This is a genomic window from Candidatus Uabimicrobium helgolandensis (genome assembly GCF_041508025.1).
Taxonomy (GTDB): Bacteria; Planctomycetota; Uabimicrobiia; order Uabimicrobiales; family Uabimicrobiaceae; genus Uabimicrobium; species Uabimicrobium helgolandensis.
The window spans coordinates 2791670-2811713 of record NZ_CP165719.1; the positions used below are offsets into that span (position 1 = coordinate 2791670).

Annotated in this window: 12 protein-coding genes; 3 read left to right on the plus strand and 9 right to left on the minus strand. The window is 34.4% G+C overall.

The features are described from left to right. Window positions 1–388 precede the first annotated feature (388 nt). On the minus strand, window positions 389–2554 hold the full coding sequence (locus UABHE_RS10130) for a dynamin family protein (RefSeq protein WP_372370146.1): 2166 nt from the start codon (window positions 2552–2554) through the stop codon (window positions 389–391). A gap of 407 nt (window positions 2555–2961) precedes the next feature. Next, window positions 2962–4590 (minus strand): L-glutamate gamma-semialdehyde dehydrogenase, encoded by a 1629-nt coding sequence (gene pruA / locus UABHE_RS10135; RefSeq protein ID WP_372370147.1) that lies wholly within the window; start codon window positions 4588–4590, stop codon window positions 2962–2964. 490 nt (window positions 4591–5080) lie between these two features. On the opposite strand from pruA, the gene UABHE_RS10140 reads away from it, so the two are divergent. Next, entirely contained in the window at window positions 5081–6844 is a 1764-nt protein-coding gene (locus tag UABHE_RS10140; protein WP_372370149.1) for a HEAT repeat domain-containing protein, read from the plus strand. A gap of 545 nt (window positions 6845–7389) precedes the next feature. Next, window positions 7390–9492 (plus strand): ATP-dependent zinc metalloprotease FtsH, encoded by a 2103-nt coding sequence (gene ftsH, locus UABHE_RS10145; protein WP_372370150.1) that lies wholly within the window; start codon window positions 7390–7392, stop codon window positions 9490–9492. A 229-nt stretch (window positions 9493–9721) separates the two neighbouring features. On the opposite strand, the gene UABHE_RS10150 is transcribed toward ftsH, so the two are convergent. The 4 genes from UABHE_RS10150 to coaE all read right to left on the minus strand — a co-directional run bounded on the left by UABHE_RS10150 (window position 9722) and on the right by coaE (window position 14008). Continuing rightward, on the minus strand, window positions 9722–10597 hold the full coding sequence (locus UABHE_RS10150) for a HEAT repeat domain-containing protein (protein WP_372370151.1): 876 nt from the start codon (window positions 10595–10597) through the stop codon (window positions 9722–9724). 10 nt (window positions 10598–10607) lie between these two features. Continuing rightward, window positions 10608–11537 carry a DUF4352 domain-containing protein gene (locus tag UABHE_RS10155; RefSeq protein WP_372370152.1) on the minus strand — a complete coding sequence of 310 codons (930 nt, stop codon included), beginning with the start codon at window positions 11535–11537 and terminating at the stop codon, window positions 10608–10610. 9 nt (window positions 11538–11546) lie between these two features. Beyond that, complete coding sequence (rho, locus tag UABHE_RS10160; RefSeq protein WP_372370153.1) at window positions 11547–12923, minus strand: transcription termination factor Rho; 1377 nt, start codon at window positions 12921–12923, stop codon at window positions 11547–11549. A gap of 437 nt (window positions 12924–13360) precedes the next feature. Beyond that, window positions 13361–14008 carry a dephospho-CoA kinase gene (gene coaE / locus UABHE_RS10165; RefSeq protein WP_372370154.1) on the minus strand — a complete coding sequence of 216 codons (648 nt, stop codon included), beginning with the start codon at window positions 14006–14008 and terminating at the stop codon, window positions 13361–13363. 691 nt (window positions 14009–14699) lie between these two features. On the opposite strand from coaE, the gene UABHE_RS10170 reads away from it, so the two are divergent. Further along, complete coding sequence (locus UABHE_RS10170) at window positions 14700–16445, plus strand: long-chain fatty acid--CoA ligase (protein ID WP_372370155.1); 1746 nt, start codon at window positions 14700–14702, stop codon at window positions 16443–16445. A gap of 31 nt (window positions 16446–16476) precedes the next feature. On the opposite strand, the gene rpe is transcribed toward UABHE_RS10170, so the two are convergent. The 3 genes from rpe to UABHE_RS10185 are packed head-to-tail and all read right to left on the minus strand — an operon-like array spanning window position 16477 to window position 19830. Next, a complete protein-coding gene (gene rpe / locus UABHE_RS10175; RefSeq protein WP_372370156.1) occupies window positions 16477–17154 on the minus strand; it encodes a ribulose-phosphate 3-epimerase in 678 nt (225 codons plus the stop codon). A 10-nt stretch (window positions 17155–17164) separates the two neighbouring features. After that, window positions 17165–18493 (minus strand): M48 family metallopeptidase, encoded by a 1329-nt coding sequence (locus tag UABHE_RS10180; RefSeq protein ID WP_372370157.1) that lies wholly within the window; start codon window positions 18491–18493, stop codon window positions 17165–17167. Next, window positions 18490–19830: a protein kinase family protein gene (locus tag UABHE_RS10185; protein WP_372370158.1), complete on the minus strand. Its 1341-nt coding sequence runs from the start codon at window positions 19828–19830 to the stop codon at window positions 18490–18492. Before UABHE_RS10185 ends, UABHE_RS10180 begins: the two co-directional genes overlap by 4 nt. Window positions 19831–20044 lie beyond the last annotated feature (214 nt).

A 20044-nucleotide genomic window follows, 5' to 3' on the forward strand; every position in this document is an offset into this window, starting at 1 on the left:
TAAATAATTTGCTAAATTTTTTGCATGTTTAAGAATTAAGTCATGCATTACAATTCGGTATTATGTCTTTCTCACTAGCAATGTTGAGGTTTTGTCTTAGCACGAGAAGTAGAAAATACACTAGTGTGCGAATCCTCGTACTGACTACTACTAGTTATTCTTTCAAGGAGAACATGCATCAAGAATATCTATAATTTAATAGTCTGAATGAAGATTGCGTTTTTTTCCAATACTTTTTAAAATACATCTGCTCTTCCTGAACAGCAATCAGATACAAATCAATGCAAGAACGCATGTTAAAGATATCTACACTTTAAAATTAACTATCACTAAACTAGTAATCTACTATCGCTAAACTAACAATCTACACCATAAGCAAATTTAATGCCTATTTTTTAAATTTACCAATTAATCCCTTTAATCCGGTTAAAACTTTTTGAACTTTTTGCTGAGAAACATCTTTTTGTTCCATGTTCGAAAACTGAGTTTGGATTTTTTCTAATTGCTCTAATATAGAGCACAACTTTTCGTTTTCTTGCATTTCGTTGCCATTTTCTTTTTGTTGGCGTAATTCCTTGAGGGTTTTATTCACCATCTCAAAAAACTGAGTTATACTAGCATTTGCTTGTTCTTTAAACGAATTCTTTAAGTTGTCAACAGCAGTAATTTCAACTTCATCTAGTTTTTTACGAGTGTTTGCTTCAAATTCATCGAAAACAACCTTTGTTGGCTTGCTATAAAATTTACCTATAAATGTTTTACATTTATCTAGAAAGGGAGCAAAGCGTTTTGCTAATGGTATAGATAAGGCTAAACCAATAATTCCTCCAACTGTTAAAGCTACCAATGATGCCGAATTAACTCCTACCGCAGGTTTGAGAAATGGCACCAAAATTTGCCACCCAGATCCTCCGCACATACTTGCTGCAACATAAGTGATACCACCGTGAAAAATAAAATCAAACGTTCGGTCTAGATACCCTGCTCCGCTAATTTCTCCTACCCCCACTGCTCCTGCGTTTGTATCAAGAACAATATTTTTGAAGGTGGCGCGATTTTGTAATTGTTCGCCAATTTCACTTTGTGCTGTTTCAGTTATTTTCCCTAACTCATCGACAAATTTTTGGTATCTTTGTCCAAAAAGTCGATTAAATGCTGAAACTTGTGTTTTAATATCTTTGAGTTCTCTTTTATTGAGTCGATAGATATTTTTTTCAGCGTATTTTTCCTTTACTTCACCAAGAGCTTGATTAATATCGTCTTTCATTACCCGCGACTTGAGTTCGCGATATAATTCTAGTATCTTCAGGCTTGCGCGGTCAGCGATCATTTCCGTAAGCTGCATAGTTTTTTGCTGTTGTTTTTCTTCTTTGGCAATATTGCGCTCAATTTCTTCTAAACTCTGTTGTAAAAGAGATTGTTTATCTTTTACCATTTTGATTAGCCCGTTCAAAATTAGTTGCCCTTTGACTAAGTAGTCAGCAAGCATATTTTGTCCGCGATGGTTTGTTAGAAAATGATAAAGGTCTTTTTTAAATAGCATAAAGCGGCTATCTGCTAATTTATTTTTGTCTTCTGTACTAAGCTCACTATTTTTACTATTAAGTACATCGTGCGCTGCTAAAGCACATAAGCTATAAAGGTGAATATCATGGGCATTTTTAAATTTATTTAACTGTTCTTCGTCTTTGTCATCACCTATCTTACGAAGTATTTCGCAGTGGTCTTCTTCTCCATAGATATCCTTATTTATTTCGTAAAACCCCAATTTATGCAGATTTTCTAGAGTTTGTGCTTCAAGGGGAATCCATGATTCTAACTTATCTTTTGGTAAATTTTGCACAAGAAAGGTGTTGGGAATACTTTTGTGTATTCTTTTGTAAAAACGTAGTTCTCCTTCCCCGAAAGGAGGATAAGTAGAAACGACCACGGCAACATGGCACTGCATAACGAAATCAAGAGTAATTTTTTCGTGAATACTATTTACCGCTTCCAAACCAGGCGTATCAACAAATACAATTTCTTTTTGTAATGCTAGATTAGGACAGCCGTGCCTTACACTGTGAATTCCTTTTTCATTGTCAGGATTGTGGCGAAAATCAATATATTCATCTTTAAGAGCTGGATCAATAGTTTCCTTTTGACCATTATCGTAATGTACAGTACATTCTTCCACGTCCGAGCTGTAAGTAAAATTGAGTACTCCTGTGGAAATGCGCGTGTTCATCGGAGATATGTATTCTCCGGCTAATGTATTCAGTAATGTGCTTTTTCCAGCTTTAAACCGTCCAAATACACCTAATAAAAACTGACTTTCTTGTAAGTTATTTGCATAATAGTATAGATTTCTAAGTAGATTTTTTTCTGCTTCGACAAGATCTTTTTGGTTATTAATTTGGTTGAGGAGATTTTTCCTGTCTTGAATACTCACATTTCCTGAAAAAACATGATTAGCAACCAAGTCAATTAATCCGTAGAATTGCGAAGACAGTGCCTTTCTACTTTCGTTGAATTCATCAAACATTTGTATTGTTTCAGGGGAACTATCGCTCATTTTTTTTCCTTTTTGTTTTGATGATCTTATTATTAGAGCGTATTCTCAGGAACGCTCTAAGGAATTTCACTCACAACTTCAATGGCCTCCAATAACTTAATTTACAACTACTACGCTTAATTGTTACTTTTGAGAATTTTAGAGCCTGTTACAAAATTAGTTGAGGGTGAAAAATTCGGGCATTTTAGCTTTTAATAAGGTTTTTTAGCATAAAATAATGATTTTATTATACAAAAATAACCAAATGAGAAATTAAAAGGAACAATTTTGCCTTAAAATAATTTTATAACAGGCTCTAAGAGCAATGTTTTGCGCAATTATATAACATTACTCTTAGCAAAAATTATTGCCTTGACAAAACCGTACATTTGCCGTATAATAATTCACATATAAATAGCTTTTGAGGTTTAATTGCCAAGAAATGGGTACCGATAATCTGTAGGAGGGCAGAACGCTTGTTTTATCGAACGTGGAGAAACCCAACGAACTAAATTTAAATACGAACCCGCTTTATCATTTGTTCCTGAACCACGACTTCCACCAAATGGTTGTTGGCCAACAACTGCCCCAGTAACCTTATCATTAATGTAGAAATTTCCAGCGCTATCACGTAAATTTTCGTAAGCAGTTTGTACAGCGTAAATATCTGAGGAAAAAATCCCTCCTGTGAGTGCGTATTCCGATGTTGAACCACATATTTCTAATGTTTCTTCGTATTTTTCGTCAGCGTAAATGTATATTGTGATTACTGGACCAAAGATTTCTTGTGTCATTGTTTCATAATGCGCATTTTTAGTTACAATAACAGTAGGCTCTACAAAGTAACCTTTGCTATTATCACAATTTCCGCCAACAAGAATTTCACAGTCTTCGGCTTTTTTTGCTCTATCAATATAGCTTGATATCTTGTTGTAAGATATATCGTCGATTACAGCTCCCATAAAGTTCGAAAAATCTCCGACATCACCTACTTTAATTGTCGGAATTTCAGTGGTCAAAATGTCTTTTAGTTGTGGCCACATACTTTCGGGAATGTATGCACGTGATGCAGCAGAGCATTTTTGACCTTGAAACTCAAAAGCTCCGCGAATAATTGCTGTTGCAACGGCTTCAGTATTTGCAGATTGGTGAACAAACATAAAATCTTTTCCACCAGTTTCGCCAACAATTCGAGGATAGTTGTCGTATACATCAATATTATTGCCTACAGCTTTCCAAATAGAACGAAAAACATGAGTGCTTCCAGTAAAGTGAATACCTGAAAGATGGCGATTTTTGAGTACTTCTTGAACAAATTCTGCGCCATCAGCTGGTAACATATTAATAACGCCTTTAGGTAAACCAGCTTCTTGTAAAATTTTCATAACAAAATGTGAAGAAAACATTGATTTAGGAGAAGGTTTCCATAAAACAACATTACCCATAATCGCAGGAGCAATACATAAATTTCCAGCAATTGCAGTAAAATTAAAAGGAGTAATCGAAAGAATAAAACCTTCAAGTGGTCGATACTCGACGCAGTTCCAAATCCCTTTTGATGAAATAGGTTGATCTTGGTAAACTTGCTCTGCATATTTTACATTAAAACGAAGAAAATCAATGAATTCACATGCTGCATCAATCTCGGCTTGGTAGCAAGTCTTACTTTGCCCCAACATGGTTGCGGCATTAATTAAATCTCGATGTTTAGTTGCAATAAGTTCAGCTGCTTTTAAGAAAATAGAGGCACGGTGATGAAAAGGGGTTCTTGCCCATTTTTTACGCGCTTCTAGACAGGAATCTATCGCTTTTTGTGCATCTTGTGTACTTGCATGATGAAAAGTAGCCAAAACGTGCTGGTGATCATGAGGGCACTTTACTTCTCTAATATCTTGAGAATGACATTCTTTGCCATCAATAACAATAGGAATTTCTATTTTTTCTTGCTTTAATTCCTGATACTTTTTTTGTAAACTTTCTCTTTCTTTCGAACCAGGTGCATAACTTTTGATTGGTTCATTGTATGGTTGTGGGATTTTGAAATTTCCAAAAAGCATGCTGTTTCCTTTAGTAAATTTTTCGAATAACGTGAACTAAAATAAGGGAAGTGGTATAAAATAACGTATAAAATTTTGTATAGGAATTTGTTCACTAAGAAGGTGTAACAATAGTCTAAAGTCTTAGTTTTATAGATCAAAAGCAGCAAGACCAATGTGAACAAAAGAACAAACAAAATGATTTGTTGTTTTATGCCTTTCCTAGGTCACTAAGAATTTGCTATAAACTTTCGCTTCAACACAATTTTACAGCAGGTTCTAAAATAATCATTGTGCTATTTTATTCTAAGTGTTTGTTGCTTTCAATTAAAATTTTACTTGGGTGGGTCGGCATTTAAATTTTTATATAATCTGAGATATTTTAGGGCGTAGCGAGGTACTTTGAGGACACAATTTGTGGTCTATACTTGAAAAGTCATAAAACTAATCCCTAAGAAAGTTAAATTATAAAAAGAAAATGTCGCCGTGCCTTGTCACTACGGAGAAAAAAATGTCAGAAACCAAAACATTGCGAAGTGTTTTAGGAGAGCAGGTGAACATACCTAAATCGTATGCTCGTTATTTAGATTGTTCAGTGGTATCTCAGCAACAAAAAAACATATTCATAAAAACTCCAAAAGGAAATACTTTGATTTTCAAAGTAGAAGATAACTCTTTAAAGAAATTAACCGCCACAAGTCATATTGACGTTAAAGATATAAAAAAACATGTGGGAGAAGCTAACAACACTACAGATCCAAAAACTTCATCAGAGGTACAGAATCTACAAAAAAGTGTCGAGCAACTACAAAATGTCGAAAAAACTGTACCCGAAATAAATAATCGTTTAGAGAGTTTAGAAAAAAACTCTCCGCAGTTAATAGATCGTTTAAAGCATTTAGAAAAGATCTCTCCTCAGCTAGTTAGTCGTTTAGAGAATTTAGAAAAAATTTCCCCTCAGTTAGTTAGTCGTCTAGAAAACTTACAAAAAGTTTCCCCTGAACTAGTGCAACGTTTGGAGAGTATACAGAAATTTCCTCAAGAGGATATTGTTCTTGTTGCAACAAGTGCACTTGAAGATGTGCAAAAACAGTTGCAAAAAAACGAAGAGTATCAACAAAGAATTTCTAGTTTAGAAAAACGCATAGCAGCACTTGAAAAAAACACTACTGAGGGGCATTCTGCTTCTTCTAAGACAGAAACAATGCAAAAAGTAAAAGAAGGTAGCGGGAAAATAGCAAGGGGATCTGCAAAGGCGGCTGTTACAGGTTCTAAATTTTTATGGCATCATCCGCGAGTGTTTGGTGCGCTTATCATTGTTATTGCATTATTTTCACTACAACCTTGGAATTATTTTTCAAGCTCTTCCAATGAAAATTCACAAAACAATAGAACATCTAACTCAGGTACAACAAACTATATTATAGCAAAAGGAAAAAACTATAAAAGTAAGACGAATAATAATCGAAAATCTCAAGAACTTCGCTCAGTTGACGATGGTAACTATTTGTCAGCGCAAGATCGCAAATATTCAAAAGAATTAAAAGAGCCCCAAGGCTCACATATAAAAGAATTAATACGTCAATTAAACGCACTTTCTTCTAAAGACCGCGAAATTGAAATACGCAAATTAAGCGATTCGCGCGATCCAAGTGCAGGAAAAGTGCTTGTTGCGATGTTGAAAGATAAGCAAGTGGCGTGGAGTGCGATAAGAACTTTAGGTGAATTGCGTTATCGACCGTCTACAGCATTTTTAGTCGAAATTCTTGAAAATAAAAGCGAGCCTAATCATGTGCGCGCTGAAACTTGTACAACTTTGGGTATTCTGGGTAATCCTTATACAGCAAAACTTTTAAAGCGTATTTTCTTAGACAAAGCAGAAAATGAAGAGATACGTCTCAATGCTGGACTAGCCCTAGGGGTTATAGGTGACGCAAATGTTAGTCCAGATCTTTTAGAAGTAGTTTTTTATAGTAAAAATCCTGTTATTCGTCAAGCAGCGATAACTACTTTAGGAAAATTTCAATATCCAGCAGCTGTAACTCCGATTATTGACGTTATGAATGCTACTGAAGATATAGATTTACGCCGTGCTTGTATTGATGCCTTGGGAAATGTACGAAGAAAAGCAAATGAAATAGCCCCTACATTATTAGAAATGCTTGAAAAAGGAGATCCTGATATAGAGGATAATCTCAAAGCATCTTTGCGTAACCTTTCTTCTAGGTTAACACCAAAGCTAAAAGAGAGAGTCGCGGAAATGGTACAAGAGTAAGAATTTGAGTTGAAATTATCTATTAAAGCGACTATAATTTCCCCCTGAGTAGATACAACACTCTAAAGATTAGACTCAATATGTGACAATCCTAGGTTAATAGTTCGATTTAGGATTATCACATATTGTGGTTTCCTACACCCTAGTACTTCCGTAAAGTTAATATGATTTAGCTCGGTCTTTTGTTTTTGAACGTTATTGCTTCTCAGGTACATAACCACAACTGTGTACCTTCGTCGCTTAGTTCAAAAAATAAAATATACAATGCTAAACAAATCAAAACTAACTTTACAGATACTAGCAAGAATTAGGTTTCTATATTCTACTAAACATTAGTACGCGTATTTATTGCGTTATTTACCACAAAATCACAATTTAAGGGATGTGGCGGAAAATGATTTACTATTTTATATAATCTTTGATTTATCAGGTTTATGAAAAACGAAACCGTGTGCATTATTAATGCCTAACTAATAAATCAAATTTCTATATGAAATCTAGTATATTTTTTTACGCCATATTCCTAAAGTCAACGGATATGTATTATGCGCCCCACGAACAAAAATGAAAATAGATTTTCTTTTTTTTACTTTGTATTATTAATTACTATTATTTTATTGATCCAAATTTTATTTTTTACACGTAATGTGGATAGACTTACATATGGCCAATTTAAATCATATGTTCAACAAGAACATCGCATTCAACGATGCATTATTTCTGTAACATCTATTCATGGTAAATACATTAAAGATGAAGAAACTTGGAAAAAATATGTAAAAGAAATAAAAGCAAATCCTGAAATTGAAAAAAACGAAGAACTTAAAAAAGAAACTTTTAAGAGAATCGTTGAAGAAGGTAAAGGAATAGGTAAGTTTACAACTACACGCGTTCACGAAGACCCTAAACTAGTTGAATTGCTTGAAAAGTATGGCGTCAAATTCGAAGGAGAAAGAGAAAATTATTGGGGGGCAATGTTCTTTACTTGGGGACTTCCTATTATTTTACTCATTATATTCTTTATTATTCTTATGAGACGTATGAACAATTACGGACGAGATGTGATGTCCTTTGGAAAAAGTCGCGCCAAAATAACTGCTGAAGAAGATACAAAAACAACTTTTGATGAAGTTGCTGGTTGTGATGAAGCAAAAGAAGAACTAAGTGAAATAGTTGCTTTCTTAAAATCCCCAGGAAAATTCGAAGAGCTTGGAGGTAAAATTCCTAAAGGAGCACTATTAGTTGGTCCTCCTGGAACAGGAAAAACACTTTTAGCACGTGCTGTTGCTGGAGAAGCAGCAGTTCCTTTTTTTAATATATCTGGTTCAGAATTTGTTGAAATGTTTGTAGGTGTCGGAGCTTCGCGCGTACGAGATTTGTTTGCACAAGCCAAAATTAAAAGTCCATGCATTATTTTTATTGATGAAATTGATGCTGTTGGTAGACACCGCGGTGCTGGTTTAGGTGGAGGCCATGACGAACGCGAACAAACGCTCAATCAATTGCTAGCAGAAATGGATGGTTTTGAATCGAGTAAAGGAATAATTATTCTCGCAGCAACAAACCGCCCAGATGTACTTGACCCAGCGCTTTTAAGACCTGGACGTTTTGATCGCCAAGTTGTTATTGATCATCCTGATATACGCGGTCGCGAACACATACTAAAAATCCATGCAAAAGGAAAACCACTCGCAGACGAAGTCGATATAAAGTTATTAGCAAAAAGAACACCTGGATTTTCAGGGGCAGATTTAGCAAATGTTATGAATGAAGCCGCTCTTTTAGCTGCCAGAAAAGATAAAACAGAAATCCAACAAACAGATATTGCAGAAGCTGTTGAACGAGTAATGGCAGGCCCTGAAAGACGTAGCATGATTATTTCAGATAAAGAAAAAGAAAATACTGCGGTACACGAATGTGGACATGGAATCGTAGCTGTTTTGCATCCCGATTCATATTCCGCTGTTCATAAAATTACGATTATTCCACGAGGACGAGCCTTGGGATACGTATTGCAAATGCCAAATGAAGATAAACTTTCTAAAAGCAAAGATGAGTTACTTGCCCAAATTTGTATGACTCTAGGAGGAAGAATAGCTGAAGAAATAGTCTTTGGTCGTTTGACTACAGGTGCAGCAAATGATTTACAGCAAATAACAAATGTTGCACGCTCCATGGTCGCTAAATACGGAATGAGCGATATGGGACCTCTTGCTTTTGAAAAAGACAGTGGGCAAGTTTTCTTAGGCAAGTCGCAAAGCGAACGAAGTAGTTCTTTTAGTGAACAAACTTTGAACAAGATAGATGAAGAAGTTCAAAAGATAGTTGCGAATTGTTACAAAAAGACTACAGAAATATTAACAGAGAACCGCAATGTTTTAGATGTATTAGCAAAAGTACTACTAAAACGAGAAAGTTTAGAAGGTATAGAATTTTCAGAGATTGTCGCAAAAGTTCAAAAAGGAGAAAACATTGATTCTCACTTTGAAGAACCAGCGGAAGCAGTTTCTTCGGAGAAAGTTGAAGAGTCAAAAATCGAAGAACCAAAAGCTGAAAAACAAAGCAACGAAACTCCTAACAAATCAAATGAAGATGCTGATTCAATAAATAAAGAAGCTGATTCAGAAGATGAAAACAAAGAAGGTTAATTTGTTAGTTTGAATTCTAAAATACACCGCATAAATGCGGTGTATTTTTTTGTATATTACTCTACACAGTTTTTATTGGTTGTAACAACCACAATTTGTGGAACAAACATACAATTCTCTTGCCGCAACAGTAATTGGATGTTTGGCTTGATGTGTAGTAATTTTTGCATTAAGTCGACCTTCGTGTCCTCAAGCGAAAGAAAATCCTAAATCAAACTTTGTCTGTCCTCTACTTATAGGCGTATAATAGTACTTCTATACGACTATGATATCTAGATAGTGGAAAATCCTTACGCGATGTTTTTTGGGCTTTTTTTAAGAGATGAGCGTTTTGTGAAGCAGCCATTAGTATAGCAGCTTCAATAGCGGCCTTGCGAACGTCCTTATTAGGATCTGATAAAGCTTTTTCTACTGTCGTTGTACTTTCTTTATTCCAGCGAATTTTTCCAAGAGCTTCCATACAATACACTCTCACTCCATATTGCGAATCACTATCATTTACTCTATTAAGTTGATTATTGTATAATGCAGCAAGCGGAGTTATCGCTTTTACATCCTTTATTTCTCCAAGTGTTTCGACTATTCTACGTTGGAAAGAAGGTTCTCCACGACCAAGATTTTCAATAAGAGCCGGTACTGCTGGAGAACCAATAATCGCAAGAGTTTTTGAACACTGAATTTTCCCCGTTGTACCTAGTTTAGGAATAGCCATAGTCGAAATTAAAAACGGTACAGAAAATTCTTTTAATAAAGATAGTTCATATCGCGAAGCACGCCAATGTTTTTCTAAATCACCGACAGATTGCCGCCCGGCAGCAAAAAATTTAATAAAAAATAAACACAAAGCTTTTTTCGCTGCAGGTCCCATCGCTACAATTTGCGCGCGAGATTTAGCCCATGCATTCTTATTTCCGCTATAATAAACATCTAATAAAGAACGAATTTTATCTATTTCAGATTGCGATAGTTGTGTATTTTGCGTGCCTTCAGGCCAAATCACAACAATTTCCTCACTATTTTGAGATTCATTAGTAGCGGAGATTGTTGATTGTGTTTTACAGGCTATAGTAACAAAAATCAGTGCGACTATTAGTATTTTATTCACAATAACTCCTTTAACGTAAATCTTTGCCAATAAGTTTTTTCTCCAGCCAATCGCCTTGGCGTGCGATATACTCTATTGCATCTATTATAAGACTTTTAAGTTTTAGTGCCTGAATAGAGTATGTCTGAGTAATAACATAAAACTCTTCATCGTTTATAGTTGTAATTCCTATGCCACCAAAAGTAAGCTTAGGATTAAGTTTGAGAAATATGCGATTATTTTTTTCACTGCTTACTGGAGCGCATATCGTTGCAATTGTGATTAAGTCATTACCCTTTTCATCTTTTCCGGAAAAAGTAACGATAATATTTTGTTTTCTTCCTTCAAGTAGAGGTACTCGAAGCAAATAACCATTATCAATTCTTTTGTACGGAATCCCAAATTTTTGGGCAAGTTTTTTGATAATTGTTTTTGTTTGATTTTCAGGAGTTATTTTTTCCTTTTCAAGACTATACTCTATTTGCTTTGTATATTGTTTCATTAATATAGCTTGTTTAGATAAGATTTCAGTTCTCGTTTCTGAAATCTCGGATGGAAGTGCTATATCAAGTAGAATAAAATCATTACTGTTTTCATAGTAAAGATTAGTATTAAACCATAAACGGCTGCTTTCTATATCTTGATATATAGAAAAAAGTAAGCCTCCTGTTACTGTTTGGTCACACTCTAAATTATCTTCTAAATAATCGTCAGGAGCAATAGCATCGCAAAAATAACCTTCAGTGTCTTCTAAGTAGAATTGCTTGAAAGTAATTGGTTGCTGACCTATATCTGTGTAAGTAACTTTAATTTTAATATAGATAAGGTCTTTTTCCGCTTTGAGTTCTTTTTTGCGCATCCATTGACTACATTTATTGGCTTTGACAACATCATTACCTTCAAGAAGATCTTCTATCGAGAAGCGGTATTTTTGTTTTACATTATCAAGTGTTAACGACATTGAATTCCTCTATGAAACGTCTAACGACATTAAAAACTCAGCATTGCTACTGGTTTTTTGTAAATTTTCTTTTAAGCGTTCTATTGCTTCTAGTGAATCCATTTCATTGGCAAGAAACTTACGTAATAACCACATTCTTTTTAACTCTTCTGGATCGCATAAAAGTTCTTCTTTTCTTGTACCTGAACGCGTGATATCTATTGATGGGAAAATGCGTTTATCTGCCAACTTGCGATCAAGATGAAGTTCCATATTACCAGTTCCTTTGAATTCTTCAAAGATAACATCATCCATTTTACTACCTGTCTCAACAAGTGCAGTAGCTAAAATAGTTAAGCTTCCACCTTCTTCGATGTTGCGCGCAGCCCCAAAAAATCTTTTTGGCTTTTGCAAACCAGAAGCATCGATACCACCAGTCAAGATTTTTCCAGAGTGTGGTGCTTCCGTATTGTAAGCACGCCCTAATCGCGTAATTGAATCTAAGAGAATAAGAACATCTTTTCCGTATTCTACCATGCGCTTTGCTTTTTCAATTACCATTTCAGCTACTTGAATATGGCGACTAGCAGGCTCGTCAAATGTAGAGCTAATCACTTCTCCCTTGACTGATCGCTGCATATCGGTTACTTCTTCTGGTCTCTCATCAATAAGAAGTACAATGAGATATATTTCTGGGTGATTTTGGGTAATTGCGTTGGCAATTTTTTGCAGGAGTACTGTTTTTCCTGTTCTTGGTGGAGCGACAATTAACCCTCTTTGTCCTTTTCCTATAGGAGTGATTAAGTCCATAATACGCATATTAGGTTCATTAGACTCTGTTTCAAGTATGATACGCTCTTGAGGGTGTAGAGGAGTTAAATCGTCAAAAACGCTTTTTTCCGTAAGTTTTTCCGGGTCTTCATAATTGATAGCTTCGACTCTTAAAAGCGCGAAATAGCGCTCATTGTCTTTTGGTGGACGAATTTGTCCAGAAACAGTTGCTCCTGTACGTATACCAAATCTTCTAATTTGAGAAGGTGATATGTATATATCATCAGGGCAAGGCAAGTAGTTATATTGTGGTGAACGAAGAAAACCAAAGCCATCAGGTAAAACTTCAACAACTCCTTCTCCATACATAAGACCGTTTTGTTTTACACGCTCTTTTAGAATTTTAAATATGAGTTCTTGTTTTTTTAAACCGGTGTACTCTTTTATACCTTCTTTTTTAGCGGTGGCGTGAAGTTGACTTATGGTCATTTTTTGCAGTTCAGTGATGTGTAGATCACCTTTTTTTAGATCTTCGTAAACGTCGCCATGGTTTTCTTCAACGGGGTTTTCTTGGCTTTTTTTTGTGACTTTTCGACGCGAGTTTCTTTCATCATTGTGATCATTTTTCGAAGTCATATATAATTACTTTCTATAATTTGATGTGAAAAAGTGGTTTGTCAAATGAGGTAGCTGATAACTTTTTATTGCTAGGTGTTTGTACGTTTAGGGACTGTGAAAAAATAAGTTAGATGATTTTGTATTTTATGTTAGCTAGATATTTTTGAATGTGCAAAGTCAATTTCTGCAAACGAAAAATAACAATGCTAACAAGCAGAAGAATTAAGTAAAACATACAGGTTATTTTTTATTTCCCTTATTGCGTGAATTGTTTATAAATTTTGATTCTATTATTTGTGGTGTAGAGAATGAAATGAAGGTGTTAACTACTTGAAAATATGATTAGGGACATACCCTAACAAATATTGAATGACCAATTGTTTTATTCAAGTAAAACTACACTTTTGTGTAAATGAAATTATGTAATTTTGGTTATGTAGCTTAATATCCAATATCTATTTTTCATTTTGCAATGTAGTTTTAGATAAAATTTGATCCCAAATATTTTTTACTTGTTGCTCCATTATTTTTTGGTGCTCATTAATAATAACATAGTCGGAATTTTGTTTTTTGGTTACTAGGTCACTTTGGAATTTTTCACGTCGATCTAACTCTTCTACACTCCAACCTCTATTTTTTTGTGCGCGTTCTCTACGTAATTGAATAGGAGTATCAATAAAAATAAGTGTATCAACACCCTCATGAAGGCCATTTTCCCATAGCAAAGGTGCGTCAATAATAACAACCTGTTTTCCTTTAGTTGCAAAACTTTCAAGCATGTTTTTTATTCTCAACCTTACTTGTGGGTGTAGTATTTGCTCTAGTTTTTTCAAATTACTCTTCACTGCAAAAACATGCTCAGCAAGTAATTTTTTATCAAATTTTGCATCTGGAAAGATATGAGGAAATGTTTGGTTTATACGCTGTTGGATATTTTTTTCCTGTAGGATTTGGTGCACAATTAAATCAGCATTTATTATATGAGCACCATACTTAGTAAATTCACTTGTTACTGTTGTTTTCCCTGAAGCTACACCACCCATTACTCCCAAAATATGTAAGTTTTCTCTATTTTCGAAATGAAAGGTATCTAGTACTTCCATGTAATTATAAGTCCTAAAAATAATTGAGATTTTTATTGCGAACTTGTTTGGTGAGGTTTATTGAAATGGTGTTTTGAAAGTTCTTCGGGATCTGTTAATTCACTAATTTCAGTATTTTATATCAATAAAAACTTTTGTCAAGAAAAAATTTACGAAAATTAGTTTCATAAATTTAAAATGTTACTTGACTCTATTTTGAATTTATGATTTCATATTTTTTACACTTGTGTAAGTTTAAATAATTAGATTTTGCGTAGTTACAAAAAAAAAATTTTGCTATTTTTTAAACTCTATAGCATAATTATATTTAAAGCATACTTATATCTAGAAAAATATACTCTTTAAGAGTAGGATTTAGTTATTTTTCACTTACTAGCATTTAGTTTAGATGGGAATTATATTGTTTAATGGACAAATCCATATAATCATCCAAAAAATATAACCCTTCCATATTAAATACTCTTAATAGTATTTGGATATAAGCTTTAAGTTTCGGATAAACACTCATAGTTTGAGATTTTATCTGTAAAGTGTAAAGGTCAGGTTTTCCTTGAGGTGTTATAGCAAAGATGACACTACCAAAAAACCTATATTTTAGCTCTTGTGTTTGCCCAGAGTTAGAAAACAACATTAGAGGCTATGAATAGAGGGTTGTTTTCTAATGAAAATTCTTGTAAAGGTATAAGGAGTTATGGAAGAAAAAAATAACTTACTGGGCTATATTTTATGTACCCCACAGGAAGAAGATCGGGTTTGTTGCCGCGAATTGGATGATCAACGCAACATCAACGAATATACGTATAAAAATTTACTTCTATCTTCATACAATTTTGGATCATCTTTAATTGAAAATGAAGTAGGAGAGTATATACCGTTATTTTTGGACACGTCCTACGATTTTCTTCGTTCTTTTTTCGGTGTTTTATATGCTCAAAAAGTTTGTGTACCACTTCACACTATTGCCAATGAAGATGCGATCACACACATATTGAGAAAAGTACGTGCTAAATCTATTATTGTTACAAAACCATGTTTGTATAAAAAACTGACACAACTTGATTATGTACAAGAACACATTCACACCATTTTTTGCTCTCCAGATGTTCTTGAACAAAAAGCTTTGCCATGTAAACATGTTGATATTTTCGACATTTTTAACAAGCAAGCTAATGTTGAAACAGCAAGTACAAGCATTCAAAAAGTAGTAGATGAATGTAATCCTGATGATTTAATGCAAATTGTTTTTACTTCTGGTACTACAGGAGAACCAAAAGGTGCTATGTTAAGCCACCGTAATATTGTTTCTTGTGTTGTCCGTGCTGGAAATCATCTTCAGATTAGTCCTACATTTCGTACTTTAACCTTTTTACCTCTTAGCCATGTTATGGCGCAAAATGAGGTTTTTATCGCCCTAACAAATCGGGCTCTCGTTCAAATTGTTGGCCGCGATCACTTATTATACGGTTTAAGCAATTTTCAACCCAACATCTTAGTTGCAGTTCCTCGCGTTTATGAAGCTGTTTACAACGGAATCCAACGCAAACTGCGCAAAAAAAACTTTATGAGAAAACTGTTACATCGTTGTGTAGATACATACCATAAATATCGCAACGCTTCGTTTTTCGGAAAATGTTATTATGGATTGTTTGTCCATACGGTTGGTAACCTTGTTACTTCCAAAGTTCGCAAAAATATTGGACAGTTCAAAATTCTGCTTACCGCAGGAGCAGCTTGCCCGCAACATATTTACGATTTTTTCGAAGCAATAGGTATGCCACTTACCAATGCACAAGGATTAACAGAAGTTTCTGGCGCTATTGTTTATAATGAGCCAAGTAAAACTCATAAAGGTTCTATTGGCTATCCTTTGCCAGGTGTTGAAGCGAAAATAGCGGAAGACGGTGAAATTTTATTCAAAGGTGATCCTGTGTTTAGCGGTTATTTCGAGGAACCTGATTTAAACAAGCTTACTTTACGCGAAGGAGGCTGGTTCAAAACGGGTGATCTCGGCCGTAAAGAGATTATTAATGGTAAAGAATACATATTCCTCTTAGGTCGTAAAAAAGAAATTCTGGTGCTATCGTCTGGTTTAAATATTCCTCCAGCACAAATAGAAGAACGAATTTTACAATCAGGTCAAGAACTAATTCAACAAGCTATGGTGGTTGGTGATGGAGAACCTAGACTAGGAGCTCTCATTATACCGCAAAGTGATCATTTTAATAATCCAAACATTCGCGAAGAAATATCAAAAATTATTCGCCGCGTCAATATGCAAATGGACGCGAGTGAAAAAATAAATAACTTTGAAATTATTTGTGAACCGTTTACTATTGAGAATGGTATGTTGACACCGACAATGAAAATTCGTCGCCCAGTTGTTTTTCAACGCTATAAAGAAGTAATAGGACAACTGTACAGTACTACAGCAGTTTAGTATTTTACATTAGATTTAAAATAAAGCCCTCTTATAGAGGGCTTTTTTTTGTTGATAACCCGTATAATACATCTCTAAGCTTGTGTATTGTTTTAGAAATTTGATTGCTTTTGAATATATACGAACCTGCCACAAAAATGTTTGCACCTGCTTGTGCGGCTTTTATGGCTGTTTCTTGATTAATACCTCCATCAACCTCTATATATTTCGGGCAATTGGGGAGTTTTCGTAACTCGATTATTTTTTTTAAAATTTTTTCAATAAATTTTTGCCCACCAAATCCAGGCTCAACACTCATCACTAAAACCATATCTAAATCAGCTAAATATGGAATAATTGTACTTATGTCGGTATTGGGTTTTATCGCGATCGCAGCTTTGCAATTGTACTGCTTTATTTTTTTAATGATTTCGTGAGCACAGTCCGTAGCCTCAATGTGAAAACTCAGCCACTGACAACCTATACGTAAAAAGTCTTCTACATACTCCTCTGGACGATCAATCATTAAATGTACATCAAATTGCATTTTGGTTATTTCGCGAATACATTTTATAACACAAGGTCCAAAAGTTATGTTTTTTACAAAATTCCCATCCATTACATCTAAATGTAAAATCTCTGCACCAGCGCTTTCTACTGTTTCTATATCTTTTTGCAAATGGGCAAAATTTGCCGATAATAGCGACGGAGCAATGTAAACGTCTTTCATGTTTTTTCTCCTAAAACCTCGGGGTGAAACCACTGCTTCGTAAATTTTCTAAGAACAAGCGATTTGCTTCTATTTCGTGCATACCTAAATGTTTAGTAGCAATGTCCATTAGAAAATGAATTTCTTGTTCACTCAGTTCATGGTCGGCAATGACAACACGGCATAAATAATAAAAAATGGAATAGCGTTCTTCAGGGTCAGCTTCTAAAAGACAATAAATAGCTCCAATAAGCGTTTCTTGTAGACCTTCTCTTGTTTTAGCCTGTGCTTGTAAATTTCTTAAAAATACTTTAGGACGCGCAGTAAATTTAGCAAGATACTCAACAATCTCATCGTTTTCTTCCATTGTGATATGGGCATCAAGACCCGCTATAAGAATACCTCCCGCAGCGACTACCATCGAACGATAGTAATCTCTTTGACTAGTAGGAAATAACTCCATTAAATCTAGAAGCTCTTGCATTTCTTTACCAAGATCTTTGTCACTTTTAACTATTTTGTGCGAAGCGGCGTACTCTTTGTATGTTTTTGATTCACTAAATAACTCGATAGCCTTTACACGTACTGGATTTGAAGGATGTGAGCTGCCAAATAAAATTTGGTATTCACCTTGTTTTGCGCGAATAAGCATTTCATCCATTTTTTTCATAAATGCTTTTGCATTAAGGTTTACCTTTTCTAAACTTATTCCAGAGGAAAGTTTAAAAAAATTAGTGATGCAGCTTTCAACGCAAGGAGATGCTATAAATCCCATACGATCAGCAGAAATTTCTGCAAATTTTTCCCAAAGTGATATAAGGTTCTGAATAGAAATAGGAATAAATCGTTCTTCTTCAAAGAGATAATTAATTAAACGACGAATTTCGGCTGTTTTGTATATAAGATGACCAATTTCGTGCCCAATCACAAATTTCAACTCTTTTTCGCTAAAACTTTCTACAAGACCAGAATTTATGACGACAACATGACTGTTGTCTTGTTCACCTTTCATGTAGGCGGCTGCATTTACTTGTGGATCGTTAGTGATGAAAAAATTAACTGGCTCTGTGAAATGAAGTGTATCAAGCACTTCTTGGCATATTCCAAACAACTCTGGAGATAGATCTTTGTCTATATGAAAACTATGACCTGAAAATACAGAGTGCCAATAGTCTTTACGAACTTGAAAACGACATTTTTCAATAATAGGCTCAATGATATCAGCATGAAGAAGTTTACGTAGTTTATCCCCAATAAGAGTTTCTTCTTTAAAGCGCATTGTTTTCCAGAAATTATCTGCGTTGATTTTTTTCTTTGTGGTAGGTCGTTTTTTCAAAGAAGTATTTTTTTTCTTGGTCATTGGGTTTCTCCTTTTAGTTTTTCATTTGCTAAAGCTAGCTTGGCCTTGATTTCTTCACTATCATCTTGAAGAGCAAAGGCTCTTTGATAGTCTTCTTTAGCATTTTGATATTGTTCTAAACTAAAATGAACATCTCCGCGATCAATATAGGCAGGAAGACAATCTTCCTCTATTTCTATTAATTTTGAAAACGCCTCTAATGCTTCTTCATACATATTTTGTTCTTTGAAGATGCCTCCAAGACTTGCGTAGCAAAACGGCATATTTTTATCGAGATCTATCGCTTTTTGAAAATACATCACCGCTTCCTCGTTTTGATACTCACTAGAATGCAAATCTCCTAAATTTTCGTAAGCCCGCGGATCGACAGCATTGAGAGATATTGCTTTTTGATAACATTGTTTTGCTTCTTCTAATTTGTCCATTTCAACAAGAGTCAGACCTTTGTATAGATGTGCATCATACAAATCCTCATCAAGAGAAATGGCTTTGTTAAAATCTTTTAAAGCGTACTCGTAGGTCGATTTACTATATAGCTGTATTCCTAAATGTAAAAAAGAACGAGCTGATTTTTCGCGTCGCATTTTTTGTTCAAAAAAACGTAATTTTTCAACCCAAACTTCAAGTGAATTTTGATCCGTAACAGTTGGTAAATTTTGTAATTCTTCCTGTAAAAGTGTAGATAACAATTCCATTATTGTTTTTTGAGTAGTAGAGAAATCATCATTTTTTTGAACGGATGCGTGCGAGGCATTCTCATGATCAATACCTAAAGAAGGCTCAATACCTAAATCTCCAACTTTCAAGCTAAAGGTATTATTTTTAGTAACGAGAAGTAAATTAGAAAACTTTAAATTACCGTGTTCTAAGTCTTCTACCTCCATTTTTGCATTGTACACCTTGAGGTGATGAATTTTGCGTATTGCTGAACATAAATGAAGGGACAATTTAAGTCGTTCTAGAGTATTTTCCTTGTGAGTAACAATGTAGTCAGCCAGATTAATAGCTGCATACGGCATTGTAAAATAAGGAACTTCATTGGCAGGACCCTGTATTTGTTCGTCATCAAACAAGCTTTGTAGATTGCGATGACTAATAACACCAATAGTGTCTATTCCCATTATATTTGGATGCGAAATTTTCTTGAGAATTTTTAATTTTTCTAAGAAATTCTTAGTATTGAGTTGTGGTAATTTGTACAGAATTTTTAATGCTTTAGGATAACCTAATTCATTTTTTATTTCCCATACTCCTCCGAGACTACCACTACCTAAAAATCGAACTATTTCTATTTTCTTTTTGTTGATTGTTAAGAATTTATTTTTAAATTTTGCCATAGATAGATTTCCTAAGCTGCTTTTTTACGAATAAAGCCCATTTGCGCGCAATATTATATTATAAACTACAAAAAATGTCATCAATTAAGTGAGTTGTAAAAGTTTTTAAGTACTTTGTCAATCAGCGTAGAATTTGAGTAGAACATTGACATAAACTTTATATTCTTGTAATATTGTTGACGGTGTAATCTCGGATGTGAGTGTTTATGTTTCT